Origin of the sequence: Oceanicaulis sp. UBA6590 (assembly GCF_002433705.1) — a bacterium.
In the GTDB taxonomy this organism is placed as follows: domain Bacteria; phylum Pseudomonadota; class Alphaproteobacteria; order Caulobacterales; family Maricaulaceae; genus Oceanicaulis.
In genome coordinates this window covers 49,266-67,472 of record NZ_DJIQ01000051.1, presented here as the reverse complement: position 1 = coordinate 67,472, position 18,207 = coordinate 49,266, and the positions used below count along the sequence as shown (strand labels likewise).

Annotated in this window: 14 protein-coding genes; 6 read left to right on the top strand and 8 right to left on the bottom strand. The window is 65.2% G+C overall.

The annotated features are described in order from the left end of the window. Positions 1 to 44: 44 nt before the first annotated feature. Genes B2Z70_RS10760 through B2Z70_RS10750 form a run of 3 tightly spaced genes read right to left on the bottom strand, consistent with a single transcriptional unit; the run spans position 45 to position 5,996 of the window. A complete protein-coding gene (locus B2Z70_RS10760) occupies positions 45 to 3,266 on the bottom strand; it encodes an efflux RND transporter permease subunit (RefSeq protein ID WP_292983195.1) in 3,222 nt (1,073 codons plus the stop codon). A gap of 21 nt (positions 3,267 to 3,287) precedes the next feature. Further along, entirely contained in the window at positions 3,288 to 4,565 is a 1,278-nt protein-coding gene (locus B2Z70_RS10755) for an efflux RND transporter periplasmic adaptor subunit (protein ID WP_009803003.1), read from the bottom strand. A 48-nt stretch (positions 4,566 to 4,613) separates the two neighbouring features. After that, a complete protein-coding gene (locus B2Z70_RS10750; RefSeq protein ID WP_292983192.1) occupies positions 4,614 to 5,996 on the bottom strand; it encodes an efflux transporter outer membrane subunit in 1,383 nt (460 codons plus the stop codon). Between the two features lie 200 nt (positions 5,997 to 6,196). On the opposite strand from B2Z70_RS10750, the gene B2Z70_RS10745 reads away from it, so the two are divergent. From B2Z70_RS10745 to phoB, 6 genes are all read left to right on the top strand, one after another. Beyond that, complete coding sequence (locus B2Z70_RS10745) at positions 6,197 to 7,630, top strand: sensor histidine kinase (RefSeq protein ID WP_292983190.1); 1,434 nt, start codon at positions 6,197 to 6,199, stop codon at positions 7,628 to 7,630. A gap of 135 nt (positions 7,631 to 7,765) precedes the next feature. Further along, positions 7,766 to 9,457, top strand: coding sequence for a phosphate ABC transporter permease subunit PstC (pstC, locus tag B2Z70_RS10740; protein WP_292983188.1), 1,692 nt, complete (start codon positions 7,766 to 7,768; stop codon positions 9,455 to 9,457). Continuing rightward, positions 9,450 to 11,195, top strand: a complete 1,746-nt coding sequence (gene pstA / locus B2Z70_RS10735; protein ID WP_292983186.1) for a phosphate ABC transporter permease PstA — start codon at positions 9,450 to 9,452, stop codon at positions 11,193 to 11,195. The genes pstC and pstA overlap by 8 nt, the downstream gene beginning before the upstream one ends. 10 nt (positions 11,196 to 11,205) lie before the next feature. Next, positions 11,206 to 12,024 carry a phosphate ABC transporter ATP-binding protein PstB gene (pstB, locus tag B2Z70_RS10730; RefSeq protein WP_156776257.1) on the top strand — a complete coding sequence of 273 codons (819 nt, stop codon included), beginning with the start codon at positions 11,206 to 11,208 and terminating at the stop codon, positions 12,022 to 12,024. Between the two features lie 35 nt (positions 12,025 to 12,059). Beyond that, entirely contained in the window at positions 12,060 to 12,767 is a 708-nt protein-coding gene (phoU, locus tag B2Z70_RS10725; protein ID WP_292983185.1) for a phosphate signaling complex protein PhoU, read from the top strand. Between the two features lie 15 nt (positions 12,768 to 12,782). Then, entirely contained in the window at positions 12,783 to 13,469 is a 687-nt protein-coding gene (phoB, locus tag B2Z70_RS10720; protein ID WP_009802996.1) for a phosphate regulon transcriptional regulator PhoB, read from the top strand. Positions 13,470 to 13,575: 106 nt separating this feature from the next. On the opposite strand, the gene B2Z70_RS10715 is transcribed toward phoB, so the two are convergent. From B2Z70_RS10715 to B2Z70_RS10695, 5 genes are all read right to left on the bottom strand, one after another. Next, a complete protein-coding gene (locus tag B2Z70_RS10715) occupies positions 13,576 to 14,778 on the bottom strand; it encodes an acetyl-CoA C-acyltransferase (RefSeq protein WP_009802995.1) in 1,203 nt (400 codons plus the stop codon). 35 nt (positions 14,779 to 14,813) lie between these two features. Further along, a complete protein-coding gene (locus B2Z70_RS10710; RefSeq protein WP_009802994.1) occupies positions 14,814 to 15,737 on the bottom strand; it encodes an SDR family NAD(P)-dependent oxidoreductase in 924 nt (307 codons plus the stop codon). A 95-nt stretch (positions 15,738 to 15,832) separates the two neighbouring features. Beyond that, on the bottom strand, positions 15,833 to 16,363 hold the full coding sequence (locus B2Z70_RS10705; protein ID WP_009802993.1) for a hypothetical protein: 531 nt from the start codon (positions 16,361 to 16,363) through the stop codon (positions 15,833 to 15,835). 307 nt (positions 16,364 to 16,670) lie between these two features. After that, the gene (locus B2Z70_RS10700) at positions 16,671 to 17,525 is read right to left on the bottom strand and encodes a M23 family metallopeptidase (RefSeq protein WP_292983181.1); all 855 of its coding nucleotides are present in this window, start codon (positions 17,523 to 17,525) and stop codon (positions 16,671 to 16,673) included. Beyond that, complete coding sequence (locus B2Z70_RS10695) at positions 17,522 to 18,184, bottom strand: hypothetical protein (RefSeq protein ID WP_292983179.1); 663 nt, start codon at positions 18,182 to 18,184, stop codon at positions 17,522 to 17,524. The genes B2Z70_RS10700 and B2Z70_RS10695 overlap by 4 nt, the downstream gene beginning before the upstream one ends. Positions 18,185 to 18,207 lie beyond the last annotated feature (23 nt).

The following is an 18,207-nucleotide window of genomic DNA, read 5'->3' as shown; positions in this document are numbered from 1 at the left end:
CGCGAAGCGTGTGAGGCGTCGCCCGCGCCGCAGGATCGTGAGGGTTATTCGGCCGGAGCCGTTCCCTCATCCGGATGGCCGACATCAACCCCGTCCGGGCCCGAGTCATGGCCGATGTAGCTCTCGCCGACGCGCGGCTGCTTCTCACCCGTCCACAGCCCCTTGAAGAAGCGGCCGATATCCGCGCCGATCGCATACAGCGCCGGCACCATCAGCAGCGTCAGGAACAGGGCGAAGATCACCGCAAAGCCCAGAGAGATCACCATCGGCTTCAGGAACTGGGCCGCGGTGGAGCGCTCGGCGATCATCGGCAGGATGCCGATAAAGGTGGTGACCGTGGTCAGAAGGATCGGGCGGAAGCGCTGCACGCCCGCATCCACCAGCGCCTGCATGGCCCCGACGCCGCGTTCACGCAGGCGGTTCACGAAGTCCACCAGCACCAGGTTGTCGTTGATCACGATCCCGGCGGCGGCCCCGATGCCGAACATGGAGAACAGCGCGAAGGGCTCGCCCAGGATCATGTGGCCGAAGACCGCGCCGGCATAGGCGAAGGGAATGGCCGTCATGATCATCAGCGGCTGGGCGTAGGAGCGGAACGCCACCGCCAGCAGCACATACATCATGACCACCATCATCAGCTGCAGCCGGATGACCTCGGACAGGAATTCCGCCTCGCCTTCGGCTTCGCCGATGGCGCCGGTGGAGATGCCCGGATACCGCTCGCGCCATTGCGGGAAGAACTCTTCCTCCAGCTCCTGGCGGATGTTGGCGGCGGCGTCATTGTCGGTCAGCTCGGCGCTCACCGTGACGGTGCGCTGACGCTCCCGACGGCGGATCTGGTTGATCCCCGGCGCGAACTCGGCGTCGACCACCGCCGCCAGCGGCACTTCGCGGCCGTCATTGGTGCGGATGCGCAGATTGTTGACCGCATCCAGGCTGTTCCGGGCCTCCCGGGGATAGCGGACCATCACCCGGACATCCTCGCCATCGCGCGGCAGGCGCTGGACTTCATAGCCATAAAAGGCCTGGCCCACCTGACGGGTCACGTCCGCCAGCGTCAGGCCCAGGGCCTGGGCGTCCGGACGCAGGGTCAGGCGCAGCTCGTCGGCGGAGGACTGCAGATTGTCCACGATGTCATAGGTGGTCTCGAACGTCGCCAGATGCTGGCGAAGTTCGGCCGCCGCCGCCCGCAACACATCCAGATCGGGATGGTTGATGGCGAACTGGATGGCCGGGCCACTGTCATTGAGGGTGGCCTCGAAACGGATTTCCTCCGCATCCGGCACCGGCCCCAGGGCGTCGCGCAGGCGTTGCGCCACCTCGGCGGTGGGCGTGCGGCCCGGACGGTTCTCCGGCGGCGCGATATTGATCCAGGCCCGGACCGAACCGTCGGTCGCCAGCGTGGAGCGCGAGCGGATCATGTCGTCCTCGCCCGGGAACTCCTCGCGATAGGCCTGCTGCACTTCCAGCTCGGCTTCATCCAGACGCGAGCGGATCTCGTCGGTCCGCGACCAGGGCGTGCCCTCGGCCAGCTGGATGTTCACCCGGATCAGGTCGCTTTCGATCTCCGGCATGAAGGCGGACTTCACATAGCCGTTCGCCTGCAGGGCGATGGCCAGGCCGAACACCCCGATGAAGAACATCAAGGTGGCGTAGCGCAGGCGGATCGCCGTCGCCAGAACCGGCGCGTAGACATGGTGCGCGAAGGCGATCAGGCTGTCAGCGATCATCGCCTGGAACTTGATGAACGGACCAAAGAAGCCGTTCGTGTTCTGCGGTTTGATGTGCGCCAGGTGCGCCGGCAGGATGAACAGCGCTTCCACCAGCGAGAAGGCCAGAGCCGCGATGATGACCAGAGAGATCTGACGCGTGAACTGCACTTCGGGCCCGGTTAGCATCATCCAGGGCGCGAACGCCATCATGGTGGTGATGACCGCGAAGACGACCGGCTTGGCCACCATCTGGGTGCCCACGACCGCCGCCGTCAGCCCCTGCTCGCCGCGCTCGACGCGGGCGTGAATGTTCTCGCCCACGATGATGGCGTCATCCACCACCACCCCGATCACGATCAGGAAGGCGAACAGCGACAGGAAGTTCAGGGTGATGCCCAGCATGGGCAGGATCAGGAAGGCGCCGGCGAAGGCGGTGGCGATGCCCACCGTCACCCACAACGCCACGATCGGACGCAGGAACAGCACCAGCACGCCCAGCACCAGCGCCAGACCCAGAAGGGCCGAGCTGCCGATGACGGTCAGCTGCGAGTTGAACTGGTCCGCGCCGTCCCACCACACCGACAATTGCAGGGTGGAGGGCAGTTCGGCGTTCTTGCGCTCGAGATACTCCTTCATGGCGTTGGACACATCGATGATGTCCGAGCTGCCGGTGGAGCGGATCGCGATGATCACCATCTGCTCGCCATCAAAGGTGGCGTTCAGATTGGCGTCCACGAGACCGTCGATCACGGTGGCGACATCGCCCACGCGCACCACGCCGCCGTCAGAGGTCTGGCGCACGATGATGTTCTCGAATTCGTAAGCGGTGTCCGCCAGCTCGCGCGAGGCGATGCGGACATCCCCGAGATCGGTGCGGACCGAACCGGCGGAGGTGTTGATCGAGGAGTTGGCGATGGCCTGGGCGATCTCGGCGAAGCTGACGCCATAGCGGCGCATGTCTTCCTCGGAGACCTCGATCGCGACTTCCTCGCCCAGCGTGCCCATCACCTCGACCAGCGAGGCGCCGGGAATGGTGGAGGAGATCTCGTTCCGGATCTCGCGCGCCACCCGTTGCAGGTCGCGGCGCTCCACCTGGCCGTGCAGGGCGAAGCCGGCGATCTGGTCAGAGTTCTGCCAGCGCTGGACCTGCGGACGATAGGCTTCGCGCGGCATGTTGTTGATGGAGTCCACGCGCAGCTTGATCTCGTCGATGAAGGCTGACGCTTCCTGGGACGGCAGGCCGGACACATAGACCGAACCTGAGCCTTCGCGGGCGACGGCCTCAAGCTCGTCCACGCCGTCCAGATCGCTCAGCGCCTCTTCGATGCGGACAATGATCTGCTCCTCGATCTCCTGGGGCGACGCGCCCGGCCAGGCGACCGAGATCGACGCGCCCGGGAACACGGCGCCGGGATTGTTCTCCCGTTGCATGGAGAAGTAGCCGACCACGCCGCCGATCAGGGCGATCAGCATCAAGAGGTTGGCGGCGACGGAGTTCTTGGCCCACCAGGCCAGCAACCCCTTGTGCTTGTCGTGTTCAGGATTGTGAACCATGTCCGTTCTCCCCGATCCTGACTAGTTGGCGCGCGAGGCGGTCGTGGTCTCCTGGACCAGCGCTTCGCTCTCGGCGTCATTATCATTGGCGGCGTCGGCTTCCGGTTCGGGATCGAGCGGATCGCCATTGGCGTCCATCGCCCGCACCAGCATGCCTTCGGCGGCGCCGCGCAGCGGCGAGGTGACAACGCGATCGCCCGGTTCCAGACCGGCGGTCAGAACCACGCGCTCGGCGCTGGTGTCCACCACATTGACCTGACGGATCGACAGGGTGCCGTCGAGTTCGGCCACATAGACCTCGTTCGAGCCGCGCAGGGCGCTGCGGGGCAGCACGATGGCGTTCTCAAGCTCGCGACCATCAATGTTGGCGGCGACGAACAGACCCACGGCCAGCGGGGCGCCCGCCTCTTCAGCAGCCGCGCCATAGGGGTCCTCGACCTCGATGATGGCGCTCATGGTGCGGGTTTGCGGGTTGATGGCGCTGTCGGTGCGCACAAGGCGACCTTCCCAGTGACGCTCCTGACCGGCGACGCTGGCGCTCAGATGCGCGGGGCGGCCCGGATTGGCGTCGCTGGACTGGAAGGCCAGCGGCAGGTTCAGGATCGCGAGCTCGGCATTGGTCAGCGGCAGACGGACCTGAACGCGATTGGTCGCGAAGACACGTCCCAGACGGGTGCCGGGGCCGACATACTGACCGAGATCGGCCGACTTGGCGCGAACGCGGCCGTCAAACGGCGCGGAAATGCGCGTCCGGCTCAGATTGAGACGGGCTTCGTCCAGGCTGGCCTGGGCCGAGGCCAGCTGGGCGCGCGCTTCCGCCATCTGCGGTTCGCGCAGGGTCAGCGCGCTGGCTTCGCCATCGCCCAGCGATTCCCATTCTTCACGCGCCAGCTCGGATTCGGCCTGCTCGCGCACCAGCGCCTGACGGCTCTGGGCGACCAGCGCTTCGGCGCGCGTGACCGCCAGGCGATAATCGGCGTCCTCGAGACGCACCAGCACTTCGCCCGCTTCAAAGAAGCCGCCATCAACGAAGTTCGGGTTCACATAGGTGATCCGACCTGACACCTGGGCGGTGAGATCGATCTCGGTCAGCGGGGTGACCTCGCCCTGTGTGGTGACAGACAGCTGCACCGGGCTCAGAGCGGCTTCGGTGACGAAGACCGCAGACGGACGCGCGACGATCTCGGCGCGCTCGGGCTTGGGCGCCGCCGCAGCCAGCACGACATAGACGACGATGAACGCAAAGAGCACCGCAACCGGCAGCCCTATAATCAACAAACGACCCAAAAACTTGCTCATGACCAACCTCTTTTGTCCCCTGACCGGTTTTACCGGTCTTATGATGTCCTAGTTCTCGATATTGGATGCAGTGACGCCGCCGCCGGCGCTGAAGTCGCCAGCAATGGCCAGATGCAGCGCGATGCGGTTGTCCACCCGCTCATTGCGCGCTGATATCAGGGCCGACTGCGCCGAGATCTGACGCGTCTGAGCGTCGATCAGCTCGAAGATTGTCGACAGGCCCGACGCATACTGACGCTGCACGAGAGCCAGCGCTTCGCGGGCTTCATCAGAAGCGACCGTCAACGCATCGACCCGTTGCGCCAGGCGGCGATCCGCTTCGATCGCGTCCTCGGCTTCACGCAGCGCCGTCAGGGCGGTGCTCACCAGATTGGCGGACAATTGTTCCGCCTGGGCCTCGGCCCGGTCGCGCTCGGCGCGCAGGCGTCCGCCCTGGAAGATCGGCGCCGAGATCGACCCGACAACGGTCTTCACCAGATCATCAAAGTTCAGCGCATCGGCGATGTCCGCGCCGCCATCGGCCAGGCTGGCGCGCAGGCCAAGCCCCGGATAGAGCGCCTTCTGAGCCGCGGACGCCGAATAGCCGGCGGCGGCGAGGCGCGCTTGCGCAGCGACCACATCCGGACGACGCGCCAGAAGCGTTTCAGGCTGCCCCGGATTGGGCAAGGCGCCCAGCGCTGGCAGTTCGGCGCCAGCGGCGATCGAGGCGGACGGATACCGGCCCAGCGTCACTTCAAGCACCCGCGCCGCATTCGCTTGCGCCCGCAGACGCGAGGCCAGCGTGGCTTCGGAAGAGGCCAGGGCCGAACGCGCCGTACGCACATCCGAGGAGCGGACCACGCCGCGCTGGAAGCGCCGTTCGACGATTTCGAGCTGATTGGTCCGGGCCTCCACATCAGCCTGGGCCAGCTCAGCCTGCTGGCTGGCGGCGATCAGGGCATACCAGGACCGCGCCACGGAGGCGGCGATCGACAGGCGCGCGCCATACCAGTCGGCGCGCGCGGCTTCCGCCGTCAGGGCGCCAGAGCGCGCCTGGTCACCCAGACGCCCCCAGACATCCGCCTGCCAGTTGACTTCAAGACCGGTGCTGAAGCCGGTATTGCCCGGCTCCTGGTCAGTGTAGCCCACAGAGCCGTCCAGCGTTGGAAGACGGGCTGCGCCCGCAGACCGGGCGCCGGCGCGGGCCGCATCATAGCTTGCAAGAGCGGACGCAACCGTCGGATTGGCGTCCAGCGCCTCGGCGACCAGCACCTGAAGCACCGGATCCTCGAACGCCGCGATCCAGTCGGACGGCGAGGCGTCCAGCTCGGCCGGCGCCGCAGAGAACGTTTCCGGCGCCAGGACAAGATCGCTGGCGCCCGGCGTGACGACGCTGGCGCAGGCGCTCAACAGCAAGGGCGCAAAAAACGGTGAAATACGCAAAAGGGACACGGGCCCTCCCCCGGGAAAATTACAAAACCTGAACTGCACCCTATTTGGGCGCTCTCGAAAGTCAATCAAAACTTATCGAAAAACGATAAAAGTTTCTCGAATTACAAAAAATTTATACAGGCATTCTTCCCGGGCCTCCGAACAAATCCGCAAAACAACAAGGGTTTCCGAGGTGTCACATTCCCATGCTACGAGAAGGTATGACTGAAGATCGTAACACCCCTGCGAAACGCATGACCGGGGACCGGCCGCGTCGCCGTGATATTGCCCTGACGGCCTCGATCGGCGTGGTCGTGATGCTGGTTCTGGCTGTGGCCGGCGAGCTCTCCGGCGGCGCGTTCCTGGGCGGGGCGGCCGCCTTCATCGCACTGGCTTTTGTCTATTATCTCACCGCCTTGACCACGGCAGAGCCCAATCCGCGCCCGCTGGCGGTGAACGCGCCGCGAGACCTGGAGGCCGAGGCGAGCGTCACCATGCTGGAGCGCCTGCCCATTCCGGTGCTGCTGATCGGCGCAGGCGGACGAATCGAACGCGCCAATCCAGCCGCGCGCACTTTCCTGGGGCTGGGGACCGAACGCGGCCTTTTGTCCACGGTTCTGCGCCAGCCGCGCGTTCTGGAGGCGGTCAGCGCCGCGCTGCGCGGGGATCGCGGCGCGACGGTCGAATATTCAACCCTGGCGCCGCTGGAGAGCCATGTGCGCGCCTATGTGGAGCCAATCCGCCTCTCAGCGCCCGGCCCCATGCCGTTTCGCGCCATGCTGGTTCTGGCGGACGACACCAATTCCAAGCGCGCCGAGCGGATGCGGGCGGACTTCCTCGCCAACGCCAGCCACGAGCTGCGCACGCCCCTCGCCTCGCTGGCGGGTTTCATCGAGACCCTGTCCGGTCCCGCCCGGGATGACGAAGAGGCGCGCGACCGCTTCCTCGAGATCATGACGGTGCAGACCGAGCGCATGCGCCGTCTGATCAATGACCTGCTGTCTCTCAGCCGGGTCGAGATGAACGAGCACATGCCGCCCACGGGATCGGTGGATCTCGACAATCTCACCGCGGATGTGTCCGAAGCCCTCGCGCCTGTGGCCGCGAGCCGGAATATCAGTGTCGAGATCGATGAAGCGGGAACCGAGGGCGGCGCGCAGGTGCGCGGCGATCGCGACCAGCTCTATGAAGTCATCGAAAACCTGGTCCAGAACGCCATCAAGTATTCTCCGGACGGCTCGCAGGTGAAGGTCAGCGTGCGATACGGGATCTCCCGGGACGCCGCCGAACATCTGGGCGCCCGGATCGACCCTGATTCCGGACGCCTGACCCTGACCGCGCCTGCGCTCGACCCCGAGGCGAAGTTCGGCGTTGTGCGCGTGCAGGATCAGGGCGGCGGGATCGAGCGGCGCTATCTGCCGCGTCTGGCGGAACGCTTCTTCCGGGTGGACGGACAAAAGAGCGGCCCCACCTCCGGCACCGGTCTGGGCCTCGCCATCGTCAAGCACATCGTCAATCGCCACCGGGGCGGCTTCACGGTGGAGAGCGCGCCCGGAACCGGCTCGGTTTTTACAGTCTTCTTCCCGGTCGCTGCGGCGATGAAAACCCTTGAAACGCCTGAGCTCAGGGATCAATCGGACTCGGCGGCGCAGTGAGGCACGCGCGGCGTCACATAACTGTCACCAAACTTACATATTGGATTGATCGTTCCTGACCATGGTCCGCCGCTGATCAAGCTTTGGGGAGTTTTGCGCCCGGCGCAGAGTTCAGCTCCCTGACCAGGTGGTTTCATGCAGTCCTCGCTTTTCGCTGTCCTCGCCCTTCTGGTGCTGACAGCGGTCGGATTTCTGATCGGTCGGCGCCGCGCTGTCGCGGCGGCCAATGGTCGTGCGTCCTGGCTGCACTCCCTGCCCAATTATTACGGGTATTATCTGGCGCTCTGGACCGGCCTGCCGGCCTTCATCCTGCTGGCCCTGTACGGCCTGTTCGGCGCCAGCCTCGTCAACACGCTGGCCCTGGGCGAGCTCGAGCGTGAGGCGGCGCCGCTGATCCGGGAATACGAGGCGCAGCTGGCGCGGGATCCCGAATACCAGGCGCTGGCTGAGGAGACGCTTCAGATCGAGGCGGAAGCCCTGTCCGCCCGGAACGAGATGTTCCGCGCGGAACGCGAAGGCGGCGACGCCGAGCGCTATCTGCGCGCGCTCGGAACCCTGACCGCCCAGCGCAATGAAATCGCCGCTGAACGCCAGGCGCGTCGCGATCGCGTCGCCATCTCTGTGGCGGCCCGTGCGCCGCACACTGTCCCCGGGGTCCGCGCCCGGGCCGGTTTCGAATACTGGCGCGCGCCCAGCGAACGGCGCGAGCTGTTCATCTCGGACGCCCGCGCGCTCGCCTTCAATGAAGGGCTCGCCAGCCGCAACACCGAGGAAATCCGCGCGGCCGCCCTGGCCCTGCGCCCCTGGGAAGACCTGTTCCGCTGGAGCGCGGCAGGCGTCGCCCTCGCCCTCGCGGTCGGCGGCCTCGCCTTCGCCCGCACCCGCATTCGCGCCGGGTTCAGGGCGCGCGACCGGGTGGAGGGCGTGATCGGGCTGGCCCTGATGATGACCTCGGCCATCGCCATCCTCACCACGCTGGGGATCGTGTTCTCGCTCCTGTTTGAATCGATCCGCTTCTTCGCCTCGATCGACTGGCGCATTCATGAATTCCTGTTCGGGCTGCACTGGAGCCCGCAAATCGCCATTCGCGCCGACCAGGTGGGCCAGTCCGGCGCCTTCGGCGCGGTGCCCCTGTTCGCCGGCACGGCCCTGATCACCCTGATCGCCATGCTGGTGGCTGCCCCCATCGGCCTGATGGCGGCGATCTATCTGTCTGAGTACGCGAGCCCGCGCCTGCGCGCCTGGGCCAAGCCGGCGCTCGAGATTCTCGCGGGCGTGCCCACTGTGGTCTACGGTTTCTTCGCGCTTCTGACCGTGGGGCCCTTCCTGCGTCAGGTCGCGATGATGCTGGGCTATGAGGATGCGGTGACCCAGTCCGCCCTGTCGGCGGGCCTGGTCATGGGCGTGATGATCATCCCCTTTGTCTCCTCGCTGTCTGACGATGTGATCAACGCCGTGCCCCAGGCCCTGCGCGACGGCAGCTACGCCATGGGCGCGACCAAGTCCGAGACCGTGCGGCATGTGGTCTTCCCGGCCGCCCTGCCGGGCATTGTCGGCGCGCTGCTGCTGGCGGTCTCGCGCGCCGTGGGCGAGACCATGATCGTGGTCATGGCTGCCGGTCAGGGCGCCAACCTGACCGCCAACCCGCTGGAATCGGTGACCACCATCACCGTGCAGATCGTCATGCTGCTGACGGGCGACCAGGAATTCGACAGCCCGAAAACCCTCTCCGCCTTCGCGCTGGGTCTCGTGCTCTTCATCATGACCCTCATCCTGAACATCATCGCCTTGCGCGTGGTGCAACGCTTCCGGGAACGCTATGAGTAACGCGCCGACCATACGCGACGCGGTTCAGGCGCGCCTGGCCAAGCGGCATCGCGCCGAGCAGCGATTCCAGTTCTATGGACTGGCGGCGATCAGCGCGGCCGTGCTGTTCCTCGCCGTCCTGCTCGGCTCGCTGATCATACAGTCGGTCCCCGCCTTCACCGCGCACAAGCTGGTGCTGGATGTCGACATCCGCCCCGAGATCGCGGATCCGCGGGGCGACGCCAGCGAAGCCTCCCTGCGGCGCGGCTCGTACAATACGCTGATCCAGAACAGCCTCTGGGCCCAGTTCCCCGAAGCCGGCTCCGTCAGCGAAATGCGCGAACTCTTCGGCCTTTACAGCGCCGTGAACGCCGCACGCCTGCTCAATGAGGTCGTGAACAATCCCGACGTTCTGGGTGAGACCATCCGGTTCACCCTGCCCATCTCCGATGATGCGGACCTCTATCTGAAAGGTCTCACCACCGAAGAGGAATTCCTGCCTGGCGCCGCCCCGCTCAGCCTCGTCCCGGCGGCTGATGGCGGGGTCATCCTTCGCTCCCGGACGGGTGCGCCCGTTTTCGATGGCTTTCTGGACCTTGTGCAGGCGCGCCAGGACGCCGCCCTCGCGCAGGCGCGGCGCCGGGCCGAACAGACCGCCGCCCAGGCCGCCGAAGAACTCGATACGGACACCCGCAACAGCCTGGAGGCGGAGGCCCAGCGCGCCCGCGATCTGGTCCGGGCGCTTGAGATGGCGCGCTCGGACACGGCGCCGGTGCAGCTGAATTCCCAGACGGCCTCCCTGATGCTGCGCGCCCAGGGCGGGGTTCTGCGCATTTCACAATTGCAACAGGACGGCCGCAGCGCTCAGGGCGATTGGCTCATCGGCCCCGATCACGCCTCGGACAGCGCAGAGACCTGGTCGCTCTGGGTGATCGAGACCCCGTCCATCGCCCGACGGATCACTGACCGCCAGATCGTCTGGGCGCGCACGCTCAAGGAGCGCGGCCTGATCCGCAACGGCCTGAACACGACGCTGTTCACCAATGCCGACAGCCGCGAGCCGGAACTGGCGGGCGTTGCGGGCGCCCTTGCCGGGTCGATCCTGACCATGATCGTCACCATGCTGCTGGCCGTGCCGATCGGGGTGGGCGCCGCGATCTATCTGGAAGAATTCGCGCCCAAGAACCGGCTGACCGATTTCATCGAGGTCAATATCAACAACCTCGCCGCCGTCCCCTCGATCGTCTTTGGCCTGCTCGGGCTTGCGGTCTTCATCAACCTGTTCGGCATGCCGCGTTCGGCGCCCCTGGTCGGCGGCATGGTTCTGGCGCTGATGACCCTGCCCACTGTGATCATTTCCGCTCGCGCCGCGCTCAAGGCCGTGCCACCCTCTATCCGGGAGGCTGCGCTTGGCGTCGGCGCCTCGCGCACCCAAGCGGTGTTCCACCACGTGCTGCCGCTGGCCATGCCCGGCATCCTGACCGGCTCCATCATTGGTCTGGCGCAAGCCCTGGGCGAGACGGCCCCGCTTCTGATGATCGGCATGGTCGCCTTCATCGCCGACCCGCCCACGCTGGGCCTGTCGGGCTTCACCGAACCGGCCACCGTGATGCCGGTTCAGATTTACATTTGGTCTTCAAGCGCAGAGCGCGCCTTCGAAGCGCGCACCGCCGCAGCGATCCTGGCGCTGTTGACGCTGCTCGTCAGCTTCAACGCCGTCGCCATCTATCTGCGGCGCCGCTTCGAACGGAGATGGTAGGTAGATGTCCATGAGTCTCGATTTTCCGGTCGACAACCCGCCGACGCGGTATCACCCGCTGACGACGCAATTGCCGATCAAGGTCGCCACCGATGCGGTCAGCGTGCGCTATGGCGACAAGCTGGCGCTCGAGGATGTCTCGCTGGAGATTCCGGATCGGGCGGTCACCGCCTGCATCGGTCCGTCCGGCTGCGGCAAATCCACCTTTCTGCGCTGTCTGAACCGGATGAACGACACCATCGACACCGCGCGCGTCAGCGGATCGATCCGCATTGATTCCGAGGAAGTGAACGGCCGCGATGTGGACCCGGTGGTGCTGCGCGCCCGGGTGGGCATGGTGTTCCAGAAGCCCAACCCCTTCCCGAAATCGATCTATGAGAACGTCGCCTATGGCCCGCGCATTCACGGGCTGGCGGAAACCAAGGCCGAGCTTGACCACATCGTCGAGACCAGCCTGATCAAGGCGGGTCTCTGGGCGGAAGTGGCCGACCGTCTGCATCATCCGGGCACCTCGCTCTCGGGCGGCCAGCAGCAGCGTCTCGTCATCGCCCGCGCCATCGCGGTGAACCCCGAGGTGATCCTGATGGATGAGCCGTGCTCGGCGCTGGACCCCATCGCGACCGCACGCATCGAGGAACTGATCGACGAACTGCGCGAGAACTATTCGCTGATCATCGTGACCCACTCCATGGCCCAGGCCGCACGGGTGTCCCAGATGACGGCCTTCTTCCACCTCGGAAAGCTCGTGGAATACGGGCCGACCGAGGAGATCTTCACCAACCCGCTCGATCAACGCACCCAGGACTACATCACCGGACGTTTCGGATAAGCCCCGCGCAATCGGACCTTTGAAAGGCCAACGCAATGAACACGCCGCATACCGCGCCGCATATCGTCAAAGCCTTCTCCGAAGAGCTTGAACAATTGACCGCCGATGTGGCGGCCATGGGCGGGCTGGCCGAGAGCATGGTCAGCGACGCGCTTCAGGCTGCATCCAGCCGTGACGGGGATCTGGCCGACGAAGTGCGCCTGCGGGACGCCCAGGTCGACCAGATGCAGCGCGATATCGAGAAGAAGATCATCCGGCTGCTGGCCCTGCGCCAGCCGATCGCCCAGGATTTGCGGGTTTGCATCGCCGCCCTGAAGATCGTCTCCGATCTCGAACGCGTGGGCGATCTGGCCAAATCCATCGCCCGGCGCGTGCACACGCTGAACGCCTCCGACCCGACCGCCCTCAACGGCGCCGTCGAGCGCATGGGCCGCGTCGTGCAAAGCCATCTGCACCAGGTTCTGGACGCGTACGCGACGGGCGAAGCCAGCCGCGCCGTCGCCGTCTGGGAACGCGATGACGATGTGGACGAGCATTACAACGCCCTGTTCCGCGACCTCGTCACCGCCATGCGCGAGGACGGCTCGATGATCGAGCCGGGCGCGCATCTGCTCTTCATCGCGAAGAATCTCGAGCGTATCGGCGACCATGCCACGAACGTCGCCGAAGTGGTCCATTACCTGGTTACCGGGCAAGAGCTGACGGCTGATCGGCCGCGCGGCCCTCGTCCAGAAACGTCCTAGCGAAGGGGGTTCGCCATGCAACCGCATGTACTGGTCGTAGAAGACGAAGACGCTCTGTCCGAGCTGCTCTCGTACAATCTCAAGAAGGAAGGCTTCCGGGTCTCCCTCGCCGCCGATGGCGAAGAGGCGATGATGCTGGTGGAAGAGCGCCAACCCGATGTGGTGGTGCTCGACTGGATGCTGCCGAAGATCTCCGGCATCGAGGTCTGTCGTCGGCTCAGAAGCCGTCACGAGACGCGCAACCTGCCGATCATCATGCTGACGGCGCGCGGCGAGGAAGCCGATCGGATCCGCGGCCTCGACACCGGGGCGGACGACTACATCGTCAAACCCTTCCTGATGAAGGAGCTGTTCGCGCGGGTTCGCGCCGTCCTGCGCCGCATCCGGCCGGGCCTGGCGGAGGACTCTGTCACCGTCGGGGACATCACGATCGACCGCGTCGCCCACCGGGTGGTGCGATCCGACCTTGAAATCCATCTGGGTCCGACCGAATTTCGCCTTCTGGACTATCTGATGCAGCACCCTGGGCGCGTGTTCTCGCGCGAGCAACTGCTTGATGCGGTGTGGGGCTCTGATGTTTATGTGGAGGCGCGCACGGTAGACGTGCATATTGGTCGCCTGAGAAAGGCGCTCAGCGCAGGCGGAGAACACGATCCGATCCGGACCGTTCGCTCGGCCGGCTATGCCCTGAACGCCGCCTGACCCATCGAAATGCGACGCCTAAGGAGCTGCAGACCCTGCGGCGTCGTTAAAAAGGCCGGCCTGGTTTTCCAGGCCGGCCTTTAACTTTTCAGGTCTGCAAAGTCGCCTAGAGGACTTCGAACAGACCCGCAGCGCCCATGCCGCCGCCCACGCACATGGTGCAGACGACGTATTTCACGCCGCGGCGCTTGCCCTCGATCAGGGCGTGGCCGACCATGCGGGCGCCCGACATGCCATAGGGGTGGCCGACCGAGATCGCGCCGCCATTGACATTGAGGTTCTCGTTGGGAATGCCCAGCTTGTCACGGCAGTACAGGACCTGCACGGCGAACGCTTCGTTCAGTTCCCACAGACCGATATCATCCATGGTCAGGCCATTGGCCTTGAGAAGCTTCGGCACGGCGTAGACCGGACCGATGCCCATCTCATCCGGGTCGAGGCCCGCCACCGCAATGCCGCGATAGGCGCCCAGCGGCTGAAGACCGCGTTTCTCCGCTTCCTTGCCTTCCATCAGCACGGCTGCGGATGCGCCGTCAGACAGCTGGGAGGCGTTGCCCGCCGTGATGAACTTGCCTTCCTTGATCTGCTGACCATTGGCGAAGACGGGGTTCAGCGATTGCAGGTTATCCAGCGTGGTGGACGGACGGTTGCCCTCGTCCTTCTCCAGCGTGACCTCCTGCTTGGAGATTTCGCCGGTCGCCTTGTCCTTCACCAGCATGGTGGAGGGCAGCGGCACGATCTCGTCGTTGAACTTGCCCGCTTCCTGCGCCGCAGCGGTGCGTTGTTGCGATTGCAGGGCGTACTCGTCCTGGGCCTCGCGCGAGACGCCGTAGCGTTCGGCCACGATCTCGGCGGTTTCCAGCATGGACATGTACAGATCCGGGCGGTGCTCATTGATCCACGGATCAAACGCCTTGTGCAGGTTCATGTGCTCGTTCTGCACGAGGGAGATCGACTCAAGGCCGCCGCCCACGGTGACGTTCATGCCGTCCGAGATGATCTGCTTGGCGGCGGTGGCGATCGCCATCATGCCCGAGGCGCACTGGCGGTCCATGCTCATGCCTGACACAGAGGTCGGCAGGCCGGCGCGGATGGCCGCCTGGCGGCCAATGTTCTGGAAGGTCGAACCCTGCTGCATGGCGGCGCCGATGATCACGTCCTCGATCTCGTCGGGGGCGACCTTGGAGCGTTCCACGGCGTGCTTGATGGCGTGGCCGCCCAGTTCCTGGGCCTGGGTGTCGTTGAAGGCGCCGCGATAGGCCTTGCCGATCGGCGTACGGGCGGTGGAGACGATAAGCGCTTCACGCATGGTGAGGCTCCTTTGCTGGCTTAAAGGATGGGAACCTAGCCCAGGGCGAGGTCGAAATGCTTGGCGGCGTACTGGATGAACTTGAAGGTCTGGCGCGCGCCCTCTTCAAATTCCTCCTGGCCGTGATCAGAGGTGATCTTGTCGATATTGGCGAGCACGTTCTCCGCCGTCTGGTCTTCCGGCGGCAGATAGATGCCCGGCGTTTCATAGATCTTGGTGGCGGCGTAACCGCCCGCGCCGGCGCACAGAATGGTGCGCTCGGGCGCGGTTTCGGCGCACAGGGCGACCAGGCCGGCGGTGACGCTTTCCGGCGTCATCAGCTTGGCGGCCTCTTCAGGGATCAGCCCTTCGGTCATCCGGGTATGAGCGGTCGGGGACAGGGTGTTGACCTTGATGTTGTTCTTGCGCCCTTCCAGATGGAGGACGTTCATCAGGCCCACAACCCCCATCTTGGCGGCGCCATAGTTGGACTGGCCGAAATTGCCATAGATTCCAGAGGATGAGCTGGTCATCACGATCCGGCCATATCCGGCCTCCTTCATGTGATCCCAGACCGCCTTGGTGCAGACGACCGAGCCCCAGAGATGGACTTCCATCACGGCGCGGAAGTCATCCAGGGTCATCTTGGAGAAGCTCTTGTCGCGCAGGATCCCGGCATTGTTGACCAGGATGTCGACCTTGCCCCAGGTCTCGCGCGCGGCGTCGACCATGGCGGTGACTTCATCAGGCTTGGTGACGTTGGCGCCGTTGGCGATGGCCTCGCCGCCGGCGGCCTTGATCTCTTCAACGACGGTTTCCGCCGCGCTCAGGGACGAACCGGTGCCATCCACCGCGCCGCCCAGATCGTTGACGACCACCTTAGCGCCGCGACGCGCCAGCTCCAGTGCGTGTGAACGTCCAAGACCGGCGCCGGCGCCGGTTACAATGGCGACGCGGCCATCAAAACGAATATCGCTCATGGCAAAATGCCTCCCTGATCAATCGGTCTTTTCGCGTATGCGAACCGGTTTTGATCAGGAAAGCAATTGCTGCGGCGCCGCGCAAGGTACTTAAGCTATAAAAGAAAGGCCGGCTCAGCCACCCGGTCGAACCCGCTGCGGCAGATGAAAGCCTGCACCGATGCGTTCGAAAGGCCGGAAATGAAGTCCGGGTCGGTCAGCGGGTGTCGGCCATCCGCTGACGGCTTGATCTGGCTGCGGTCATCACTCATGCCGCCCACATGACGCTCCCAGTCGTCCAGCGCCTCTTCGACAGCCTGGGGATCAAGATTGAGGGCGTCGACACACGCCGAGAGCCGGGCGCCCGTCGTGTGGCGCAGATCGAGGACGATCTGCAGCTTGAGCACTTCCTCGATCGGCCAGAGGCGCATCCGGCCGCCATGGGGACGCACGCCATGCACCGCCTTGATGAAGCCCAGCCGCTGAAGGTGACGCAGCACGCCTGTCGAGACCGGACGATCCACCGCTTCGGTGATCACTTCGTCATCGGTGAGCAGCTTGCGAAGGCGCCAATCATAGACCAGCAGTGCGCCCAGCGCGCCCGGGTCCCGCAGGGTGAAATCCGTCCGTTCAGCAAGTGCAGCCATAAGAGCCCCCTATGCCCACGCTTCAGTGATTCTGAATGCGTATAATGAGTTTGTCTAATAAACATATTCGTCGAATTGTCTTAATGAATAATTTCGAGAATTCATGAGTTATATGCGAATAACTCTCAATTATCTCTTTCAAAATACTGATTTTATTGCACCGCTACGGTCAGCGTGCCGAAGCGGCACATAGACCTTGGTGGAACCCTGGCCAATCGCTGCGTGAGCTTTCCATTCGCCGAATCAGTTCATCGAAATCAAGATGAACACGTTCGACCGCCTGCGGCCCCATGCTGCAACCGATCGTCTAGCCGTGCTCGCTCTCCGGTTCCGTGAGGAGGCGTTGGTAACTCTCCACCAGCGCCAGATAGGGCGGAACATGGGTGTTCTGCAGCCCCTGCCCCGTCTCGACAGCCATCCGGATCTCGAAATGAAGATGGATGGTCGTCGCATTCCCGCCAAACTCGTTGGAGACGAGCCCAAGGCGCTGGCCCCGCACAACCTCATCGCCCGGCGCAATCAGCAGGCTGTCCCGGTCCAGATGCAGATAGGTGTAACGCACGCCCTCCGGGCTCATCAGCCTGACCGAATAACTTCCCACTGAGGTGATCACGCCGTCCCCCGCCGCCACCGCCCAGTGACGGGCGTCCTCACAGCTGGCCGGACGAATGTCCTGGCCCTGATGCCCCGTTCCGGCCGGACACAGTGGCGTGGCGTAACCGCGCGTCTCGCAGAAATTGTCACGCCAGGCATAGCTGTAATTCTCGGCGTCGCACTGACCGCCGCCGGGGCCCAGATACCCGCCATGACCATAGACCTGAGAGTTCGCATACGCCTGACCCGCCTCGAGCGGGAAGCGCATCTGCGGCGCGTAATTGATCTGCAAGGCCTGCCCAACGCCGCTATCGGGCGCCAGATCGCCCGGCGGCAAGAAGGCCACAGGGTCCAGACCGTCATCCAGCAACGGACCTTCCGGCTCAGGCTCAGGCTCAGGTTCCGGCTCGGGTTCGGGTTCGGGCTCAGGCTCCATGAGGGGGTCTTCGTCCATCACAGGCGCATCAGGCGCCGGCGGCGGCGCCTGAATTGGCCAGAGCACCAGAAGCGCGCCACCCAGGATCGCGACCAGAACCGCAAGAACCAGCTCGACAGGACGCGGCATCATGGGGCCTCCCTGTCACGCGTACCGGGCATGAGCTGCAAGGACGCCCAGAGCCCCTCGCCATACTCCGGCGCGGTGCAGCGCGGATCCGTCTCGGGCGCCTCGCATTCCAGCGTTATGGAATAGGCCGCGTTATAGCGGTTGAACGTGATTTCCCGGCCATAGGCGGTGGGCGTGCTGCGATAGCCTTCCGCCCCCGCGCCGCGCAGATGACGGGCGGTGAGCGCGTCCGGCGGCGCAGCATGCGCGAGGCGCGTGCCGAAGACCTCGATCAACAGCCCCTCGCCCTGGATGACGAGCGTATAGAAATCGCCCCGCGCGTAGAGACGCGCACCCGCAAGCGGATTGAACCGCAGCGCTTCCTGCGTTGGCGTGAGGATCGGAACTTCGGTCTCACCCCCCTGTTCCACCGTCACGTTTTCCGGGATGACGGGTCGCGGCATGGCGCGAACCGCCGTGAACCCGGCCCGCTGGCGCTGGAGCACGTCCTGGCGCACAGCCTGCCAGTCCACGTCGACAGCAATCGGCGTGTCGGGCTGGGGACGGACGGGCTGAGCCGCGCCCAGACGGGCAGGCTGGGCGCTGGCGGCGCACGCCATCACCCCCGCCAGAGCCCCTCCGGCCAGAATGATGGCAATGCGTCGCGCCGCCCGTCCTTGCATGCGCCCCTCCGAGACCATGGGCG

What these genes read in the sequence shown, in the direction of transcription:
- B2Z70_RS10760 (WP_292983195.1), bottom strand. Translation starts at nt 3,266, where the DNA reads ATGGTTCACAATCCTGAACACGACAAGCACAAGGGGTTGCTGGCCTGG.
- B2Z70_RS10755 (WP_009803003.1), bottom strand. Translation starts at nt 4,565, where the DNA reads ATGAGCAAGTTTTTGGGTCGTTTGTTGATTATAGGGCTGCCGGTTGCG.
- B2Z70_RS10745 (WP_292983190.1), top strand. Translation starts at nt 6,197, where the DNA reads ATGACTGAAGATCGTAACACCCCTGCGAAACGCATGACCGGGGACCGG.
- pstC (WP_292983188.1), top strand. Translation starts at nt 7,766, where the DNA reads ATGCAGTCCTCGCTTTTCGCTGTCCTCGCCCTTCTGGTGCTGACAGCG.
- pstA (WP_292983186.1), top strand. Translation starts at nt 9,450, where the DNA reads ATGAGTAACGCGCCGACCATACGCGACGCGGTTCAGGCGCGCCTGGCC.
- pstB (WP_156776257.1), top strand. Translation starts at nt 11,206, where the DNA reads ATGAGTCTCGATTTTCCGGTCGACAACCCGCCGACGCGGTATCACCCG.
- phoU (WP_292983185.1), top strand. Translation starts at nt 12,060, where the DNA reads ATGAACACGCCGCATACCGCGCCGCATATCGTCAAAGCCTTCTCCGAA.
- phoB (WP_009802996.1), top strand. Translation starts at nt 12,783, where the DNA reads ATGCAACCGCATGTACTGGTCGTAGAAGACGAAGACGCTCTGTCCGAG.
- B2Z70_RS10715 (WP_009802995.1), bottom strand. Translation starts at nt 14,778, where the DNA reads ATGCGTGAAGCGCTTATCGTCTCCACCGCCCGTACGCCGATCGGCAAG.
- B2Z70_RS10710 (WP_009802994.1), bottom strand. Translation starts at nt 15,737, where the DNA reads ATGAGCGATATTCGTTTTGATGGCCGCGTCGCCATTGTAACCGGCGCC.
- B2Z70_RS10705 (WP_009802993.1), bottom strand. Translation starts at nt 16,363, where the DNA reads ATGGCTGCACTTGCTGAACGGACGGATTTCACCCTGCGGGACCCGGGC.
- B2Z70_RS10700 (WP_292983181.1), bottom strand. Translation starts at nt 17,525, where the DNA reads ATGATGCCGCGTCCTGTCGAGCTGGTTCTTGCGGTTCTGGTCGCGATC.
- B2Z70_RS10695 (WP_292983179.1), bottom strand. Translation starts at nt 18,184, where the DNA reads ATGCAAGGACGGGCGGCGCGACGCATTGCCATCATTCTGGCCGGAGGG.